12 protein-coding genes and 1 pseudogene are annotated in these 17,928 nt (G+C 74.1%); 6 read left to right on the top strand and 7 right to left on the bottom strand.

Features of this window, described 5'->3' with window-relative positions; all coding sequences use genetic code 11:
* The first annotated feature begins 77 nt into the window (after window positions 1-77).
* From E4P41_RS10950 to E4P41_RS22120, 3 genes are read left to right on the top strand one after another with little or no spacing between them, the layout of a single operon-like run.
* Window positions 78-719 carry a 3-oxoacid CoA-transferase subunit B gene (locus tag E4P41_RS10950; RefSeq protein ID WP_209307658.1) on the top strand — a complete coding sequence of 214 codons (642 nt, stop codon included), beginning with the start codon at window positions 78-80 and terminating at the stop codon, window positions 717-719.
* Between the two features lie 29 nt (window positions 720-748).
* Window positions 749-1,732, top strand: a complete 984-nt coding sequence (locus E4P41_RS10945; protein WP_135141284.1) for a tripartite tricarboxylate transporter substrate binding protein — start codon at window positions 749-751, stop codon at window positions 1,730-1,732.
* Window positions 1,733-1,757: 25 nt separating this feature from the next.
* Window positions 1,758-2,396 carry an alpha/beta hydrolase gene (locus E4P41_RS22120; protein WP_167761034.1) on the top strand — a complete coding sequence of 213 codons (639 nt, stop codon included), beginning with the start codon at window positions 1,758-1,760 and terminating at the stop codon, window positions 2,394-2,396.
* Between the two features lie 592 nt (window positions 2,397-2,988).
* On the opposite strand, the gene E4P41_RS23200 is transcribed toward E4P41_RS22120, so the two are convergent.
* Window positions 2,989-3,297 (bottom strand): hypothetical protein, encoded by a 309-nt coding sequence (locus E4P41_RS23200; protein WP_245177270.1) that lies wholly within the window; start codon window positions 3,295-3,297, stop codon window positions 2,989-2,991.
* A gap of 163 nt (window positions 3,298-3,460) precedes the next feature.
* On the opposite strand from E4P41_RS23200, the gene E4P41_RS23195 reads away from it, so the two are divergent.
* The 3 genes from E4P41_RS23195 (at window position 3,461) to E4P41_RS10910 (ending at window position 8,447) form a co-directional block, all read left to right on the top strand.
* On the top strand, window positions 3,461-5,359 hold the full coding sequence (locus tag E4P41_RS23195) for an HNH endonuclease signature motif containing protein (protein WP_245177269.1): 1,899 nt from the start codon (window positions 3,461-3,463) through the stop codon (window positions 5,357-5,359).
* A gap of 137 nt (window positions 5,360-5,496) precedes the next feature.
* The gene (locus tag E4P41_RS10915; protein ID WP_135141280.1) at window positions 5,497-6,546 is read left to right on the top strand and encodes a TIGR03885 family FMN-dependent LLM class oxidoreductase; all 1,050 of its coding nucleotides are present in this window, start codon (window positions 5,497-5,499) and stop codon (window positions 6,544-6,546) included.
* Window positions 6,543-8,447 (top strand): alpha-amylase family protein, encoded by a 1,905-nt coding sequence (locus tag E4P41_RS10910; protein WP_245177268.1) that lies wholly within the window; start codon window positions 6,543-6,545, stop codon window positions 8,445-8,447. Before E4P41_RS10915 ends, E4P41_RS10910 begins: the two co-directional genes overlap by 4 nt.
* Here the strand turns inward: E4P41_RS10910 and E4P41_RS23190 are convergent.
* The 6 genes and pseudogenes from E4P41_RS23190 to sbnA all read right to left on the bottom strand — a co-directional run.
* Window positions 8,390-8,578 (bottom strand): annotated as a pseudogene (locus tag E4P41_RS23190) (4'-phosphopantetheinyl transferase superfamily protein); the annotation flags it as partial. The gene E4P41_RS10910 and the pseudogene E4P41_RS23190 sit on opposite strands and share 58 nt — an antisense overlap.
* A gap of 458 nt (window positions 8,579-9,036) precedes the next feature.
* The gene (gene sbnB / locus E4P41_RS10900; RefSeq protein ID WP_209307656.1) at window positions 9,037-10,062 is read right to left on the bottom strand and encodes a 2,3-diaminopropionate biosynthesis protein SbnB; all 1,026 of its coding nucleotides are present in this window, start codon (window positions 10,060-10,062) and stop codon (window positions 9,037-9,039) included.
* Complete coding sequence (locus E4P41_RS10895) at window positions 10,059-11,063, bottom strand: TauD/TfdA family dioxygenase (protein WP_135141278.1); 1,005 nt, start codon at window positions 11,061-11,063, stop codon at window positions 10,059-10,061. The genes sbnB and E4P41_RS10895 overlap by 4 nt, the downstream gene beginning before the upstream one ends.
* The gene (locus E4P41_RS10890) at window positions 11,060-13,606 is read right to left on the bottom strand and encodes an amino acid adenylation domain-containing protein (protein WP_135141302.1); all 2,547 of its coding nucleotides are present in this window, start codon (window positions 13,604-13,606) and stop codon (window positions 11,060-11,062) included. Before E4P41_RS10890 ends, E4P41_RS10895 begins: the two co-directional genes overlap by 4 nt.
* A gap of 24 nt (window positions 13,607-13,630) precedes the next feature.
* Window positions 13,631-16,294: a Pls/PosA family non-ribosomal peptide synthetase gene (locus E4P41_RS10885; protein WP_209307655.1), complete on the bottom strand. Its 2,664-nt coding sequence runs from the start codon at window positions 16,292-16,294 to the stop codon at window positions 13,631-13,633.
* 1 nt (window position 16,295) lies between these two features.
* Window positions 16,296-17,387 (bottom strand): 2,3-diaminopropionate biosynthesis protein SbnA, encoded by a 1,092-nt coding sequence (gene sbnA, locus E4P41_RS10880; protein ID WP_245177267.1) that lies wholly within the window; start codon window positions 17,385-17,387, stop codon window positions 16,296-16,298.
* Window positions 17,388-17,928: the final 541 nt, after the last annotated feature.

Genomic DNA, 17,928 nt, shown 5'->3' with positions numbered 1-17,928 from the left:
GGCGGAGCATCCCTGGGTACGCGGCCGACGAGCGCCAGCGAGGAGGACACGTGATCCGCCCCCTGTCGCCGGTGGACATGGCCCGCCGGGTCGCCCGCGACATCCCGGACGGCTCCTACGTCAACCTCGGGATCGGCCTGCCCACGCTCGTGGCCGACGTGGTGGGGCCGGAGAAGGAGATCGTCTACCACAGCGAGAACGGCATCCTCGGGATGGGCCCGGCGCCGGCCCCGGGCGAGGAGGACCCCGAGCTGATCAACGCCGGGAAGCAGCCGGTGACCCTGCTGCCCGGAGGGTCGTTCTTCCACCACACCGACGCGTTCGTGATGATGCGCGGCGGCCACCTCGACGTGAGCGTGCTGGGCGCCTTCCAGGTCTCCGAGGCCGGCGACCTGGCCAACTGGGCCACCGACGAGGCGGCGATGCCACCGGCCGTCGGCGGGGCCATGGACCTGGCCGTCGGTGCGCGGCGGGTCCTCGTCGTGACCACGCACACCACGCGGGACGGCCGTCCCAAGCTGTTGTCGCGCTGCACCTACCCGCTGACCGCCGCCGCCGTCGTGGACCGGGTCTACACCGACCTCGCCGTCCTCGACGTCTGCCCCGAGGGCTTCGTCGTCCGTGAGGTCGCACCCGGCGTCACGCCCGACGAGCTGCAGGCGGTGACCGACGCCCGGCTGGCCTTTGCGCCCGACCTGACCGTCGTCCACCCCGGCTGACCGACCCACCCACCACCCTGGAGGCAACGATGCCCCTGAACCGTCCCGCCCGGACCATCGCCGCGTTGGCCGCCCTCGGCCTGCTCGCCGCCTGCGGGGAGGACGGTGGCGCCGCGGCCGGCGACCCGGCCGCCTACCCGAGCGAGGAGATCCGGCTCCTCGTCCCGTACGGGGCCGGGGGTCCGACCGACCTGACGGCCCGCGCGTACGGCGCCTCGCTGGAGGAGCAGCTGGGCCAGCCCGTGGTGGTCGAGAACCTGCCCGGCGGATCGGGTGCGCTGGCCATGCAGGAGCTCATCGCTTCCGAGCCCGACGGCTACACGCTGTCCCTGGTCACGGCCGGGACGACGGTGCTGACTCCACTGGCCAACGACCTGGACTACTCCCTCGACGACTTCACGCCCATCGGTGTGATGGCCGAGGTGCCCTCCGTGCTGGCCGTGGGGACCGACTCCCCGTACCAGACCGCGGAGGACTTCTTCACCGCCGCCGAGCAGAACCCGGGCGGGATCACCGTCGGCGTCCCGGGTGCCTCCACGCCGCAGGGCATCGAGCTGCAGCGGCTCCGCGACCTGTACGGGGTCGAGGTGACGGTCGTGCCCTTCGACGGGAACGCCGAGATGACCACCGCGCTGCTCGGCGGGAACGTCGACGCCGTCCTGATCAACGCCTCGTCCGACGTCACCGAGAACATCGACGCCGGGCAGTTCCGGCCGCTGGCGGTGTCTTCGGAGGAGCGGCTGTCCTGGCTGCCGGACACGCCGACCCTGGCCGAGTCCGGCTTCCCGGAGCTGACCCTCTCCGGGTCGACCTTCGGCCTCGCCGGCCCCGCCGGGCTGCCCGAGGAGGTCGTCACCACCCTCGAGGACGCGCTGCGCACGGCGCACGACGACCCGGCAGTCGTCGAGCAGGTGGGGGAGGAGTACATCGACGAGGAGTTCCGTGGCGCCGAGGAGCTCCAGGAGGTGCTGGACCGCACCCAGGAGGTCTACGAGCCCATCCTCGGCGGCTGACCCGACTGGGCTGCGGGCCGGCCACGTGCCCACCTGGCTGCTGGTCCACCCGCCGCTGCTCGGCCCGGCGGTGCTGCAGCCGCTGGCGGCGGCGCTGCGCCGCCGAGGGGACGAGGTCGCCGTCCCGGACCTGCGCGCGGCGGTGACGACGGCGCCCGGCTGGCCGCGGCGCTGGGTCGAGGGCGCCGCGGCGGCCGGCCGGGTGGAGGTGGTCGTCGGGTTCTCCGGGGCCGGGATCGTGCTGCCCGCCGTCGCGGTCGCCGTCGGCGCCCGCCGGGTCGTGTGGTTGGATGCCGTGCTGCCCACCGGGACGTGGCCGGACGACGTCCGAGAGCTGGTCGCGCCCCTGGTCCGCGGCGGCCGGATCGCCGACTGGACGACCTGGTGGGGGCCGGACGCGATGACCGAGCTGGTGCCCGACGAGCGGGTGCGCGCAGCGGTGCTGGCCGAGGGGCACGAGTTGCCGGCCGACTTCTACGACGTCCCGGTCCCGGTGCCCGCCGAGTGGCCGGACGCCGACGTCCGGTACGTGCACCTGTCGGCGTCCTACGACGCCGAGGCCGCGGCCGCACGGGCCCGGGGCTGGACGGTCGTCGGCGACGGCACCGGGGAGCACCTGGACGTCGCCAACGACCCGGGCCGGGTCGCGGACCTGCTCGGCTGACCCGGCTCACCCCTCGGGGTGGGTGCGCGTGCGGTCCGCTGAGGCCGCCGATCCGGCCCGCCGACGACCGGGGCTCTCCGGGCCGGTGGGCCTGGGCGGGCAACGGGTCACCGTCTCGGCGAGCGATCGGCATCGCCACCGGCGACGTCGCGGCGACGGCGTCCTCCCTGCTGCGGTGGGACCATCCGGAGCTCGGCGTCGTCCTGCCCGAGCGGTTCCTGCCGGTGGCCGAGGAGATCGGGCTGGTGCTCGACATCGGCCGCTGGGTCGTGACCCAGGCCTGCGCGGCCGCGGCCGCTGGGCGGCGCGACCACCCCGCGGCGGCCGAGGTGTCGATGGCGGTCAACGTCTCGCCGTTCCAGCTCGGGTCGCCCGGGGCCGCTGCACGACGTCCGGACGGCGCTGGAGGCCAGCGGGCTGGCGCCGTCGGCGCTGGTCCTGGAGCTCACCGAGTCGGTGCTGGTGCGCGACCCGGTGCTGGCCGCCGAGCGGCTGCACGAGCTGCGCGGCCTCGGCGTCCGGGTCGCGCCCGACGACTGCGGCACCGGCTACTCGTCGCGGTCGCACCTGCGTCGGTTCGTGGTCGACATCCTCAAGATCCACCCGGTCGTTCGTCAGCACCATCGACGATGCCGAGTCGATGCCTGCGATCCTGCGTGGGCTGATCGACCTCGGGCACACCCTCGTCCTGGAGATCGTCGCCGAGGGGATCGAGCGGGAGCGCCAGCGCACCCACCTGCGAGACGGTCGGGTCGGTCTGGCGCAGGGCTACCTGTTCGCCGCGCCGCCGGAGCACACCGACGCCGAGCTGCTGCTGCTCGGCGGGGCAGCACGCCCACCGAGGAAACCGGCACCTCGACGCCGGCCTGATCGTCGAGCGTCGCGACATCGCGTTGATCATGGGCTGGCCGTCGCGCTGGGCGGCGTGTCCGCGCGTGTCGCGCGCAACGACTCCACGTGCGTCTGGCGGACGACGGTCTGTGAGACGTCCTGGCTGGTCAGAGCCGGAAAGTGTCGTACCCCCGCCGTAGGTTCGTGGTGTGTTCATCGGTGGTGGCTATGGCGTGGGTCTGACGGTGACCGACGTGCAGCTGCCCCTGCTGCCGCCCCCGGGGACGGCGTGGCCGTCGCTGGGCGAGATCCTTCCGGTGCACGCCCGCTCGCCGGAGGAGAAGGCGCTGGAGCTGCAGCGGGTGCAGCAGCTCAAGGCCGAACTGGCCGCCTACGAGCTGGAGCTGGTGGCTGCCTTCGCCGCCGACCGGCCGGCCTCGGCCGACCGGCAGCCCGGTCAGCCCGGTGCCGCGGCTGACGCCGGGAACGACGCGGTGCCGGGCGTGAGGGCGCCGGAGGGGGTGAGCGAGTTCTTCGCCGACGAACTGGCCTTGACGGTGAACTGCGCGCGGGCGACGGCGACCACGCTGACCGAGCACGCGCTGACGCTCACCGGCTCGCTGCGGGCGACCCACGCGGAGCTGACCCAGGGCCGACTGGACTGGCCGCGGGCCCGGACCTTTGCCGAGGAATTGGGGTGGAAGATCCGCGGCACCGATCCGGCGATCATCGCCGCGGTGGAGGCCGCGGTGCTGCCCGAGGCCGCGTCGCTGTCGATCCGCAAGCTCAAGGAGCGGCTGCGCGCCGAGTTGGCCGCCCGGGACGCCGCGGCGTCGGATCGGCGGCGGGAGAAGGCGCACCGGGCGGTGAACGTCCGCCGCCGTCCGGTCGGCGACGGGATCAGCGAGCTGGTCGCCGGCATGCCCGACGAGCTGGCCGCCGCGTGCCAGGCCACCATCGACGAGCTGGCCTGGCGCGCGAAGCAGGCCGGCGACGAGCGGCCGATCGGGATGCTGCGGTCGGGAATCCTGGCCGATCTGGTGCTGCGGCCCTGGCTGGTGCCCGAGCCGGTGGCCGCCCACGTGGAGGTGCAGGTGCCGGTCGGCGCGCTGACCCCGGAGCGGTTCCTGGCCTCCGGCGCCCCGGTGCCGCCGGCGTTCGCCCGGCCCGGATCGGTGGTCGAGCCGACCGGGGCGGTGGCCGGCACGCCGATCACCGCTGCGCACGTGCGCGACCTGCTGGCCCAGCTCGACGCCATCGGCCTCCAAGCACCGCCCGGGGGGTCGATCAGCTTTTCCTTCACCGACGACGCAGGCGCCCTGCAGGCCGTCGCCACGCTGCGCGAGCTGCGCGCCGCCGGCCGGCGCGGCTGCCGCGACCACCCGGGGAGCGACTGCGGCTGCCCGGTGATCACCCGCCCCGCCGCGACCGATCTCTACGAGCCGACCGCGGCGCAGGACCGGTTCATCACCACCCGGGACCGCAGCTGCCGGCATCCGGGGTGTGACAACCGGGCCGGCTGGGCGGACGCCGACCACGTCATTCCGCACGCCGCCGGCGGGGCCACCGACTGCTCGAACTTGTGCTGTCTGTGTCGGCGGCACCATCGGCTCAAGACCTTCGCCCCGGGTTGGACCTACGCCATGACCCCCGACGGCATCCTGACCGTCACCACCCCCGCCGGCGTCACCCGCACCAGCCGACCACCCGGCCTGCAGCTCACCAGACCACGCGTGCTCACCCGCCCACCCGAGCCACCCGAGCAGCCACCACCACCACCGGCGGCCGACCCCGCCGACGACCCCAGCACCCTTCTAGAGCGCCTGCCCGTGGGTGCAGCCGTGGCCACCGATGAGTCCGGCGGCGGTGGGTCGTCTGCCCTGGCAGGACGCCCCAGTTTCCACGGAGGAGCAGCGCGTGGTGATCGTCGCAGGACATCTCGTCGTCGACCCGGGGGAGCGGGCCTCCTACCTGGCCGGCTACGTGAGCGTCGTCGAACAGGCGCGCCGGGCACCCGGCTGCCTCGACTTCGCCCTCACCGCCGACCTGATCGACCCCGGCCGCATCGTCGTCCTCGAGCGCTGGGAGACACAGGCAGCCGCCAGAGCCTTCCGCGGAAGCGGTCCCAGTGACGAACAGGGCGCGGCGCTGCTGTCCGCGTCGGTGGCCGAGTACGACGTCGCGGACGTGCGGTCCCTGACCTGACCGGGCACCGCCGACGGCCAGAACTCCGCAGGTACACGGCGCGGCCGTGGGGTAGGGGCCCGGCATGACGGTGATCGGGTTCCACAACTCGCACGAGCAGGTGCACCCCGCCGAGCTGCTGCGCGCGGTCCAGCACGCCGAGGAGGTGGGCTTCACCGCCGCGATGTGCTCTGACCACCTCGAGCCGTGGAACGAACGGCAGGGGCACTCGGGATTCGCCTGGTCCTGGCTCGGCGCGGCCATGGCCACGACCAACCTGCCCTTCGGTGCGGTCAACGCTCCCGGACAGCGCTACCACCCGGTGATCGTCGCCCAGGCCATCGCCACCCTCGGCGCGATGTTCCCCGGCCGCTTCTGGGTGGCTCTGGGCTCCGGCGAGGCGATGAACGAGCACGTCACCGGGCACGTCTGGCCACGCAAGGAGCTGCGCGACGCCCGGCTGCGCGAGTGCGTCGACGTGATCCGCGCACTGCTGGCCGGTGAGGAGGTCAGCCACGACGGCCTGGTCACCGTCGACCGCGCCCGCATCTGGACCCTCCCCGAGCAGCAGCCCGCGCTCATCGCGCCCGCCGTCACCGCCACGACCGCCAGGAAGCACGCCAAGTGGGCCGACGGCCTGGTCACCATCAACCAGCCGCACGACACCCTGCGCGAGATGATCAGCGCCTACCGGGACGCCGGCGGCCAGGGGACCCTCACCCTGCAGGTGCACGTCAGCTGGGACCCCGACCCCGAGCGGGCGGTCGCCATCGCCCACGACCAGTGGCGCAGCAACGTCTTCCCGCCGCCGCTGTGCTGGGACCTCGACACCACCCGCGCCTTCGACCAGGCCAGCGCACACGTGACCCCGGAGGCGGTCGGCGAGGCGGTGCGCATCTCCGCCGACCTCGGCCGGCACGCCGCCTGGCTGGCGGAGTACGCCGAGCTGGGCTTCGACCAGATCTACCTGCACCACGTCGGCAAGGAGCAGCTGCCCTTCCTGGACGCCTTCGGCGCGCACGTGCTCCCGCAGCTCGACGTCACGCGCCCGGCGCCGGCGGTGGCGATCGACCCGCCCGGCCCGGCCGAACCGCTGCGCCCCCGTCAGGAGCCCCAGCCGGCGGTGCTGTCGTGAGGATCACCGACACCGCCGACCTGTGGTGGAAGACCGCCGTCGTCTACTGCCTCGACGTCGAGACCTACCTGGACTGGAACGGCGACGGCTGCGGCGACTTCGCCGGCCTCGCCCAGCGCATCGACCACCTCGCCGACCTCGGCGTGACCTGCCTGTGGCTGATGCCCTTCTATCCCACCCCCGAGCGCGACGACGGCTACGACATCACCGACCTCTACGGCGTCGACCCGCGGCTGGGTACCCACGGCGACCTGGTCGAGGCCATCCGGACCGCGCACGACCGCGGCATCCGGGTGATCGCCGACCTCGTCGTCAATCACACCTCGATCCGCCACCCCTGGTTCGAGTCGGCTCGGCGGAGCAAGGACTCGCCGTTCCACGACTTCTACGTCTGGCGGGACGACGAGCCGCCGGACACCTCCGGCCAGGTCCTCTTCCCCGACCAGGAGCAGAGCCTCTGGACCTTCAACGAGCCGACCGGCGAGTGGTACCTGCACCGCTTCTACAAGGAGCAGCCCGACCTCAACGTGGCCAATCCCCGGGTCCGCGACGAGATCGCCAAGATCATGGGTTTCTGGCTGCAGCTGGGCCTGTCCGGGTTCCGCGTCGATGCCGTCCCGTTCTTCCTCGAGATCCAGCCCGGCGACGACGACCACTTCCCGGAGCCGCACCGGTACCTGCGCTCCCTGCGCCGGCTGCTCGGTCGCCGAACCGGCGACGGGATCCTCCTCGGCGAGGTGAACCTCCCGCACGAGCAGCAGGTCGACTTCTTCGGCGGTGCCGACGGCGACGAGCTGACGATGGTGTTCGACTTCGTCGGCACGCAGGCCCTCTACCTCTCGCTGGCCCGTGCGGACGCCGGCCCGCTGGGCACCGCCCTCACCCAGCGCCCGGCGGTGAACCCGGACAGCCAGTGGGCGACCTTCGTGCGCAACCACGACGAGCTCACCCTCGACAAGCTCAGCCAGGACGAACGCGAGGAGGTCTTCGCCGCTTTCGGCCCCGAGGAGCGGATGCAGATCTACGGCCGCGGCCTGCGCCGCCGGCTGCCGCCGATGCTGGACGGCGACCCGAGGCGGGTCCGGATGGTCTACAGCCTGCTGTTCTCCCTCCCGGGCACCCCGGTGCTCTTCTACGGCGAGGAGATCGGCATGGGGGAGGACCTGGACGCCGAGGGCCGGCTCGCCGTCCGGACGCCGATGCAGTGGACGTCGGGCCACAACGGCGGCTTCTCGACCGCCGACCCCGAGCAGCTACCGGGGCCGGTCGTCGACGGCGGGTTCTCCCCGCGGTTCGTCAACGTCGCCGACCAGCGGCACGACCCGGACTCGCTGCTGTCGTTCATGAAGCTGCTGGTCCGCCGCTACCGAGAGTCCCCCGAACTCGGCTGGGGCAGCTACCGGGTGCTCGAGCAGCCGCATCGGGAGGTGCTGGCCCACCTCTGCAGCTGGGACGACGGCGCGCTGGTCGCCGTCCACAACCTCGGGCCGGAGCCGCGCACCGTGCCGCTGTCGCTGGAGGACTGCGGCGCCGAGCACCGGCTGGTGGACCTGCTGCAGCCCGGCGAGGTCGCGGTGCGGGAGGACGGCGGGGCGGAGCTGACCCTCGACGGCTACGGGTACCGCTGGCTCCGGGTGGTCGGGCCGGACAGCCGGCGGCTGGTCTGGCGCAGCAGCGGCCCGGCGGCCCGGTCGGCGACGTCGTCCGGGGCGGTACCCAGACCGGCCAGCGCGGCGACGAAGCCGGCCGGCGCGGGCAGGTCGCGCAGCCAGACCGGTTCCGGGCCGTCCCGCCGCAGCACTCGCGGCGGGGTGGACGGCGGCGTGACGACGAGCTCGTCCGGGGGGACACCGAGGCCGTGGCCGGTCGCCTTGAGCACCGCCTCCTTGCGCGTCCAGTAGACGGTGAACGCCCGCGGGCGCTCGGCGGCCGGGAGCCGGGCCAGGTGCTCCCGCTCCCCGTCGGCCAGCGCGCAGGCGGCGAGGTCCTCGAGCTCGCCGGGGCCGAAGCGGCCGACCGCCTCGACGTCCACGCCGACCGGGCTGCCCGGCAGCACCGCGACGACCACGCAGTGCGCCGAGTGCGAGACCGAGAAGTGCAGCGCCGCGGCGTCGGCCAGGCGGGGCTTGCCGTGCCCGGATCCGCAGGTGGGGCAGGTGCGGTTGATCCGCACCGCGGCGGGCGGCGTCCGGAGGGCCGCCCCGAGGACCAGCCGGGCGACCACCGCGGCCGCCGTCAGTCGCTGCCGGTCGGCCGCGTCGGCCAGGCGCGCCCGCCGCGCGAGGTCGGCGGCGCCCAGCAGCGCGTCGTGCTCCGGCCGCACGTCACCGGGCCGTGCCCACCACAGCTGGCACACGCCGGGCAGCGGAGCCGCGTCCGGTCCGGACCGCGGCCACGGCGGCCGGCCGTCTGCGCGGCGCACCGGTCACCCCCGGCCCGCTGCGCGGCCGGGTGCCGCCCGACCGGGGGCGGCGCGACCGGCCGGCCCGGTCATCCGTACCGGCTCAGCTCGGTGAAGAAGTCCGCGACCACGTGCAGGTCACCGGCGCGGACCACCTCGTCGTGGACGAAGCTGCCGACCGCCAGGTCGAGCACGCCCAGGCCGAAGGGGGAGAAGACCACCGGCCGGTCGACCGGCACGGGAACCCGACCGGTCATCACGTCGGCCAGCGTGCCGAGGAGGAAGTCCCGGCTGCCGGTCAGCTGCTCCACCAGGTGCGGCGAGGTGTCGGCCTTCAGGCAGTGCTCGACGTCGTCGACGACGTTGGCCGAGGCGAGCAGTACCTCCGGCGCGAGATCGCGCAGCGACACGTGCAGCACCAGCGGGCAGTGCGCGAAGGCCGAGACGTCGGAGACGTACGGCTTCCCGGCGACCGTCGCGAAGACGACCAGGTCGCTGGCGCGGACCACCGCCTCGGGGCTCTCGTGCACGGTGACCCGGCCGGCCGTTCCCGACCGTTCGAGATAGCCGCAGAAGCCGGCCGCGCTGTCGGCCGACAGGTCGTGCACGGCGACCTCGTCGAACGACCAGCCGCTGCCGGCCAGGTACGTGTGGACGTACCTGGCGATCAGCCCCACGCCGACGAACCCGACCCGCGCCGGGCGGCCGCGGTCCCGGCTGAGCCAGTCGGCGGCCGCCGCCGCGGACGCCGCCGTCCGGGTGGCGCTGACGACCGAGGCCTCCAGGCAGGCGAACGGGTAGCCGGTGGCGTGGTCGTTGAGGACGAGCACCGCCGAGGCCCGCGGGATCCCGGCCGCCACGTTCCCCGGGAAGCTGGAGATCCACTTCACGCCGTGCACCCGCACGTCGCCGCCGATCGAGGCCGGCAGCGCGATGATCCGGTCGGCCGGCCGGTCCGGGAAGCGCAGGAAGTACGACGGCGGGTTCACCGTGTCCCCGGCGTCGTGCAGCAGGTAGGTGGCCTCGACCAGCTCCACGACCTGCTTCTCGCGGCCCTGCAGGGCCCGCTGCACCTGGTCGCCGGACACCACGGCGAAGGTCGGGACGGCGCTCACCGGGCACCCACCGGGACCGTCGGGGAGCAGTCGGCCAGGTGCACCGGGTCGGCCAGCGCGGCCAGCACCTCCCGCGGGCCGGTGTAGGCCTCCCGGCTGTGGGCGCTGCGCACGTTGTCCACCAGTAGCAGGTCGCCGTCCCGCCAGGGCTCCCGGTGCGTGTGCTCCTCGTAGACCGCGTTGAGCAGCGCGACGACGTCCTCGCCGATCGGCTCGCCGTCGCCGAAGGCGGTGGTGAACGGCAGCCCGTCGGGGCCGTAGACGTCGACCAGGTACTCGCGGACCTCGGGGGTCAGCGTCCACTCGTTGAGGAAGGCGACCTGGTTGAACCAGCAGCGCCGCCCCGAAACGGGATGCCGCACCACGGCGCTGCGCCGCTGACGGGTGCGCAGCCCGCCGTCGGGCAGCCACGCGGCCTCGATCCCGTTCGCGCGGCAGTAGGCCTCGACCTCGCCACGGTCGGCGGTGCCGAACGCCTCGGGCCACGGGGCGCCGATCTCGTCGTTGTAGGTGCGCAGCAGCAGCCAGCCCTCCCGTTCGAACCGCTCCACCAGGTCGGCCGGCAGCGCCTCGAGCACGGTGGATGCGTCGGCGACCGCCGTTGCGCCGCCCTCGGCCGGCGCGGTCAGGCAGGCGAACACCAGCAGGCCCGGGAACTCGAGCGCGTAGCTGAGCTCGTGGTGCATGCACATCGGCTGGTTGGCCGGCCACGGCGTGGCGGAGTACAGCCCGCCGGGCCGCGGCTGCCGCGGGGCGAAGGCCTCCCGTTCGGACATGAGGCGGTCGGTCAGCCGGTCGACCACGGCGGCGACCGCGGTCGCGTCGGAGAGGCCCAGGCCGCGGACCAGCACCGACCCGTGCTCGACGACGGCGGCGCGCAGCGCGTCGCGGTGCTCGGCCGCCCAGACGGCGGCGTCGCCCGGGGCGTCGGTCAGCAGCACCCGGGGACCGCCCGGGCGCAGGTCGACGTCGAGGACCGACGCCGGGAACGAGGACGTCATGACTCACTTCCTCCTGGGGTGCGGGGAGAGGGGATCGGGTGCGCGCCGGTCCGCTCGTCGAGCAGCGCGGCGAGATCGGCCAGCACGGGGTGCCGGGTGAGGTCGGGGAGGGAGACGGCGCGGTCCAGGGCGATCGCCAGCCTCACCGCCGACAGCGACGTCCCGCCGCGGTCGAAGAAGCTGTCCCGCCGGCCGACCTGCTCCTGCGGGATGCCCAGCACCCGGGACCAGGCGGCGGCCAGCCGGTGCTCGGTCGGTGTCCGCGGGGCGGCGTGGTGCTCCTCGACGGCAGCGAGCTCCCGGGCCAGGGTCGTCAGCGCCCTGGTGTCGACCTTGCCGTTCGCGGTGAGCGGCAGGACCGGCCGCCGGTGGAAGGCCGTCGGGACCATGTACGCCGGCAGCGAGGCGGCCAGCCGCTCCCGGAGGACGTCGGTCGCGATCGGGGCGGGGCCGGCGTAGAAGGCCACCAGGTGCCGGCTGCGGTCGGGCCCCTCGGCGACCACCACCGCGCCGTCGCGCACGCCCGGCACCCGCAGCAGGGTGTTCTCGATCTCGCCGATCTCGATGCGGAAGCCGGAGATCTTGACCTGGGTGTCCCGGCGGCCGAGGAACTCCAGCTTCCCGTCGGGCAGCCAGCGGCCGGAGTCGCCGCTGCGGTACAGCCGCCGGCCCGGGCGGTACGGGTCGGGCACGAACGCCGCCTGAGTCCGTTCGGGGTCGTTGACGTAGCCGCGGCCGACGCAGACGCCGGAGAAGACGATCTCGCCGGGCGCGCCCAGCGGCACCGGCTCCAGGTGCTCGTCGACCACCCGGACCTCGACGTTGGCCACCGGCCGGCCGAGCGGGACCCGGTCGGTGTCCGGCACGGTGCGCAGGACCTCGTGGTTGGTGTCGTCGGAGGTCTCGGTCAGCCCGTAGGCGTTGACCAGCGCGATGCCCGGCTGGACGCTGAACCAGCGCTGCACCAGCTCCTTCTTCAGCGCCTCACCGGTGACCGACACGGCGTGCAGGTCGGGCAGCGGGCGCGGGTGGGCCTCCAGGTAGGAGAGCACCACCTCGAGGTAGGAGGGCACCACCTGCACCACCGCGACCCGGCCCTCGACGAGGCGGTCGACGAAGCGCTCGGCGTCGAGGACGACGTCCTGCGGGACGATCAGCGTCCGCCCGCCGACCACCAGCGCCGACACCAGCTGCCACAGCGAGATGTCGAAGCACTGCGGGGCCACCTGGGCGACCACCTGCCCCTCGCCGATCCCGAGATCGTCGATCTTGGCGAGGACGTGGTTGAGCATGCCGGCGTGCTCGCACATCGCGCCCTTGGGCTCCCCGGTCGAGCCGGAGGTGAAGTACAGGTAGGCCAGCTGGTCGGGGCCGACCGCGACCCCGGGGCTGGTGCCGGGGTGCCCCTCGGCCTCGGCGGCGCCGACGTGCACCGCCTGCACGCCCGGACGCCCGGCGAGGGCCGCGTCGAGCGAGGTGGTGCTGCCCGGCTCGGTGAGCACGAGGCGGCACCCGGCGCGGGACAGCACGGTGGCGATGCGGTCGGGCGGGAAGTGCGGCTCGACCGGCAGGTACGCGCCGCCGGCCTTGAACACCGCCAGGGCGGCGGTCAGCCAGTCGAGGTTCCGCTCGGTGACCACCGCGACGACGTCCTCCGCGCGCAGGCCGCGGGCCAGCAGCGCCCGGGCGACCCGGTTGCTGCGGACGTCGAGCTCTCGGTAGGTGAGCGAGCGGTCGCCGTGGACGGCGGCGACGTCGTCCGGGCGCCGCCGCGCCTGCTCCTCGACCAGCTCGTGGACCCGGCGGTCGGGCAGCTCCCGGTGCCGACCGCCGAGCCCGTCCAGCTGCAGCCGCAGCTCCTCGGGAGAGAGCAGGCCGGCCTGGCCGGGGGCGGCGTCCGGGTCCTCGGCGATCCGCGTCAGGGCGGTGCGGTGGTAGCCGGCGATCCGCGCGGTCGCGTCGGCGCCCAGGACGTCGGCACGGTACGCGAGCCGCAGCGCCAGCCGCTCGGCCCGGTGCACCGGCGCCACCTCCAGCACGACGCCGCCGGGGAGGTCGCCCCCGGCGCCGGTGAGGTCGAGAACCGTCTCGAACGACGGCCCGCGGACCCCCAGCTCGTGCCGCAGCTGCTCGACGGGGGTGTGCCGATGCGCCAGCAACCCGGCCTCGACCGTGGCGGCCCGCCGCACCAGCACCCGCCAGGACCCGGCGTCGGTCGAGAGCCGGCAGGGGAGGGGATGGTCGCCGTCCCCGGCGACGTAGCCGGTCACCACGTCGTGCTCACCCGACAGCGCGGCGAGCACCCGGGCGTGCGCGGCCAGCAGCACCGAGCCGAGGGGGACGGCGAGCCGGTCGGCCAGTCGGCGCAGCGCGACCAGCGTGGCGTCGGGCACCGTCACCTCCAGGTCGGCCGTCCCGGGCGCCGGCGCGAGAGCCCAGCGCGGGACGGTCGTGGACCCACCGGCGGTGAGGACGTCGCGCCAGAACGCCCGGTCGGCGTCGGGAGCGGTGCGTGGCGGGTGGGCGGGGGTGGTCAGCGGCATGGTGTCCACGGGGGATCTCCCTGCTCAGCGGCGGGTCGGGGCCAGGTGCCGGGGACCGGCGCGGTGCCGCCCGCCGGACGAGGGCGCAGGCGTGTCCCCACCGGACCGCGGCGCCGGCACCAGGCTGGACACGGGGATCGACCGGCGGGCGCGGGGCGGGAGGGGAGCCGGGGCCGACCGCACCTCCTCGGCCGGGTTGCCCGCCCAGCGGGTGCGCGGTGGGACCTCCGAGCCCTTCATGAGGAAGGCGTCAGGGGCGATGTCGGCGCCGTCCCCGATCGTCACGCCGTAGTGCACCCAGGCACTGACGCCGACCGTGACGCCGGACCCGATGGTGATCCGGTCGAGCTTGAAGCCGCCGTCCTCCTGCGAGTGGCACTGGATCGCGCTGCCGGCGTTGAGCGTGCAGCCGTCGCCGATGGTGACCAGCGACCGCTCCGGGATGGTGGCGCCGTCGTCGAACACCCGGCGACCGAGCCGGACGCCCAGCAGCCGCCACAGGACGCTCTTGAACGGCGTGCCGTTGAAGAAGGTCGGCTCCGCGACCAGCTTCCAGAACCGCTCGTGCCGCCAGAAGTACGGGTCGTAGATCGAGCACTGCTGGGGGGTCAACGGCCGGAAGCCCGTGGATGCGCGGTCGACCAGCACGCCGTAGGCGGTGATGAACAGGACATCGAGCACCATGGCCGCCGCCACCGAGAGAGGGCCGTGACGGTCGTGGAGGTCGAAGCCGGCCAGCGTGATCAGGGTCACGGCGAAGAAGCTGAGCCACCGGACCAGCAGGAACAGGCCCATGGTGAGCAGGTTGTGCCGGTTCTTGGCGGCCAGGCGCCGGGCCAGCTCGCCGGGGGCCTGCAGGTGGGCGTCGATCGTGGCGTCGCGGAACACGGTGCGCGGGATCTCGAACGCAGGCGAGCCCAGCAGCCCGACGCCCGCTCGGACCGGCCCGTCGATGGGGACCATGACCTTGGTCGCCAGCAGGACGTCGTCCCCGGTCCGGGCCTGCGCGGGGTAGGCGACCGCGTTGCCGAGGAAGCTGTGCGCGCCGATCGCCGTCCGGGACACCTGGAACGAGCTGCTCGAGAAGTCGGCGTTCATGACCGACAACCCGTCGGCCACCATCGTCCCGCTGCCGACGCTGGTCAGGTACGGGGTGTCGTGCTTCACCGCCTCGCCGAAGTTCGACCCGGTCTGCACGACCCGCCCGAGGTCGTACCCCACGGAGCTCAGGTAGTGGACGACGTAGGAGCTGTTGCCGGTGAGCCTCAGGAGCACCTTGGAGTTCGTCGTCCTCGCGATCGTCCGCTGCACCGAGTAGTGGAAGCCGTAGAGGGGATGGACCTCGTCCGGCACGATGAACGGGCCCAGCACCCGAGGAAGGGTGCTCACGAAGAGGAAGCCGACGAGGTAGCCGCCGAAGTACAGCGCCAGGGAGCCGATCGCCACGTCGGCGTAAAACGAGGCGCTCGTCAGCGCCAGCGGCCCCGTGTCCAGCAGCTCGCCGAGCCCGGGGAACACGAGCACGAGGACGGCCAGGCCGCCGATCGCCAGCGGCAGCTCCACGAGCAGCACCCCGAGGAGCTTCAGCAGGGTGTAGACGACCCGGCGGCGAGTGCTGCAGCGGGCAGGTGGGACCAGCCGGTAGTCGACGTCCGTCCGTCGCGCCGGGGAACCGTGCCAGCGCTGACCGGCGGGCACCGTCTGACCGCCGTGCAGCGACGACCGGTGACCGAGCTGGGCGCCGTCCCCCATCGAGGTACCGATGTCGACGACCGAGGCCTCGCCGACGACCACGTCCCGGCCGAGGGTGACCGGCCCGAGCTCGATCAGGCCGTCGTGCGCCCGGTAGCCGCTGACCACGGCGTCCTTGCGGATCACCGTGCCGTCGCCGATGGTCAGCAGGTCGGTGGCCACCGGCACCTGCCCGACGAAGACCGCGACGTCCCGGCCGACCGTGGCGCCCAACGTCCTCAGGTACCAGGCGTACAGCGGCGTGCCGTTGAAGAACAGGACCAGCGGGTTCTTCTGCACCAGCGTCTTGACGATCCAGAACCGGACGTAGCGCATGCTCCAGACCGGGAACTCCTCCGCCTCCCACCGGCCGACCAGCACCCACTTCGCCAGGACCGGCAGGATGCTCATGCCGACGAAGGCCGCGGCGCCGACGACGACCGACCGCGCGTAGAGGTCGACGATGCCCCCGCCCTCGGAGATCCAGTCGTAGCCGGTGACTCCCACGGTTGCGGCGAGGAGGCAGTAGCCGACGAAGAAGAGGGCCTGCAGGGTTCCGCAGAGGAGGTACTGCACGGTGCCGACGGGTGCCGGGCGGGGGGCCTGGACCGGTGCCGCCGCCGGCGTCGCGACCGGTGCGGGCACGGCGGTGGCCGGCGGCGGCGCGAGCGCCGCCGCCAGCCCGCGGATCGTCGGGTGCTGGTAGACGTCCTTGATGGTGACCGCGGGCAGGTCGGGCCGTTTGCGGACGCGGGCGCAGAAGCGGGCCAGGACCATCGAGTCGGCGCCGAGGTCGTCGAAGACGTGGGCGTCGACCGGGACGGAGTCGACCTGCAGGACCTCCGCCAGGACGGCGGCCAGCGCGCTCCCGGCGGCCGGTGGTGTGCCCTCGGACGTGACGGCGGCCGGCGCCGTGCCCGGGCCGGCCGACACCATGTTCACGGGGTGTCCGAGCACGTCAGCTCTCCGCCCGCGGGGCCGGCACGGTGGCGGTGCCCCCCGACCGGCTCCCGGCCAGCGTCGTGGTGCCCCTCTCGGCGGCGCCTGCCTCGGCCGGCCGCGGCAGGCTCTCCCGGAACGGGTACTCGGCCCGCAACGGGTCCAGCACGTCCTTGCCGAAGAGGTCCTCGAGCCAGTTCGTCTGGTAGACGGTGTCGAGGTAGCGCTCGCCGAGGTCCGGAGCGATGGCCACGGCGGTGCGGCCCCGGCTGCCGTTGCGGGCCAGCCAGCTCATCGCCCCGCTGACCACGGTGCCGGTGGAACCGCCGAAGAGGAAGCCGCGGCGGGCCAGCCGGTGGCAGGCGCGGAGGGTGTCCGCCTCCTCGACCAGCACGACCTCGTCGATGTAGGACTCGTCGAGCAGCGCCGGGCGGACCCCGCTGCCCAGGCCGGGGATCATCCGGCGTGCCGGCGGCCCGCCGAAGGTCACCGAGCCGACGGCGTCCACGGCGACGATCCGCACCGGGCGGTGCCACTCGCGGAAGAAGCGCGCGCAGCCCATCAGCGTCCCGGTCGTTCCCGCGCCGACGAAGAGCACGTCCAGGTCGGGGAAGTCGCGGGCGATCGCCGGCGCCGTCCGCCGGTGGTGCGCCCGCCAGTTGCCGGGGTTCCGGTACTGGTTCAGCCACACGAAGCGGCTGTCGGAGGCGCACATCGCCGTCACGTAGTCGATGCGCGCGCCCAGGAAGCCGCCGACCGGGTCGGGCTCGGTGATGATGTGCACCTGGCTGCCCAGCGCCTCCATGAGCCGCCGGGTCGAGAGGTTGCAGCGCGGGTCGGTCACGCACAGGAAGCGGTAGCCCCGGCTGGCCGCGATCATGGCGAGTGCGACGCCGAGGTTGCCCGACGAGGACTCGATGAGCACGGAGTCCGGCGTCAGGACGCCGTCCCGCTCGGCGGCCTCGACCATCTCGGCCGCGGCCTTCAGCTTGATCGAGCCGGCGAAGTTGAAACCCTCGCACTTGAGGTACAGCGGGTCGTCGAAGATCGACCGCAGGTCCACGTACAGGTCGTCCTCGTTGAACGCCTGCGGGACGGAGATGACGGTCACGACGGTCTCCTCAGGGGTGGCAGCGCACGGGGCTGCTCGTGGGAACCGGCACAGCGGGGGCGGGCGGCGTCGCGTGCGCCATCCGGGTGGGACCGGGGCGGGAGAGCGGCCGGGACCGTCGCGCGAGCTCCTCGTCGTGACGGGACTGCACCATGGGGCTCCCCTGGACACTCGGCCGACCGGCTCCGTCGACGGTGCCGCCGGTGAGGCCGTCGAGCCGGTGCGGGTCCTGGAAGCTTGTATTACGCGGAGGTTTCGTCTCCATCAGACCTTCGGGGTAGTCCGTACGGCCCAGGAGCAGGGACCCCTCCTCGCCGGTCGCCGTGTCGACGAGTCGACACGGCGACACCCGGGGCGGCCTCCCCGGAGCAGTGGGGCCCTCGGCCTAGCGTGGGCGGCGATGTCCGAGGCACCCCGCACCCCGTCCCCCGTGACCACCGAACTGCCCGCGGCCGCGCCCGCCGGTGGGCCGCCCTCGGGCGCAGCGCCCTCCGGTGCGACGCCGGCCGGTGCGACGCCGGCCGGTGCGACGCCGGCCGGT

It is taken from the genome of Geodermatophilus sp. DF01-2, from assembly GCF_004571065.1.
GTDB lineage: Bacteria > Actinomycetota > Actinomycetes > Mycobacteriales > Geodermatophilaceae > Geodermatophilus.
Note: the sequence above shows the minus strand (reverse complement) of the source record. Positions and strands in the feature narration are given on the sequence as shown.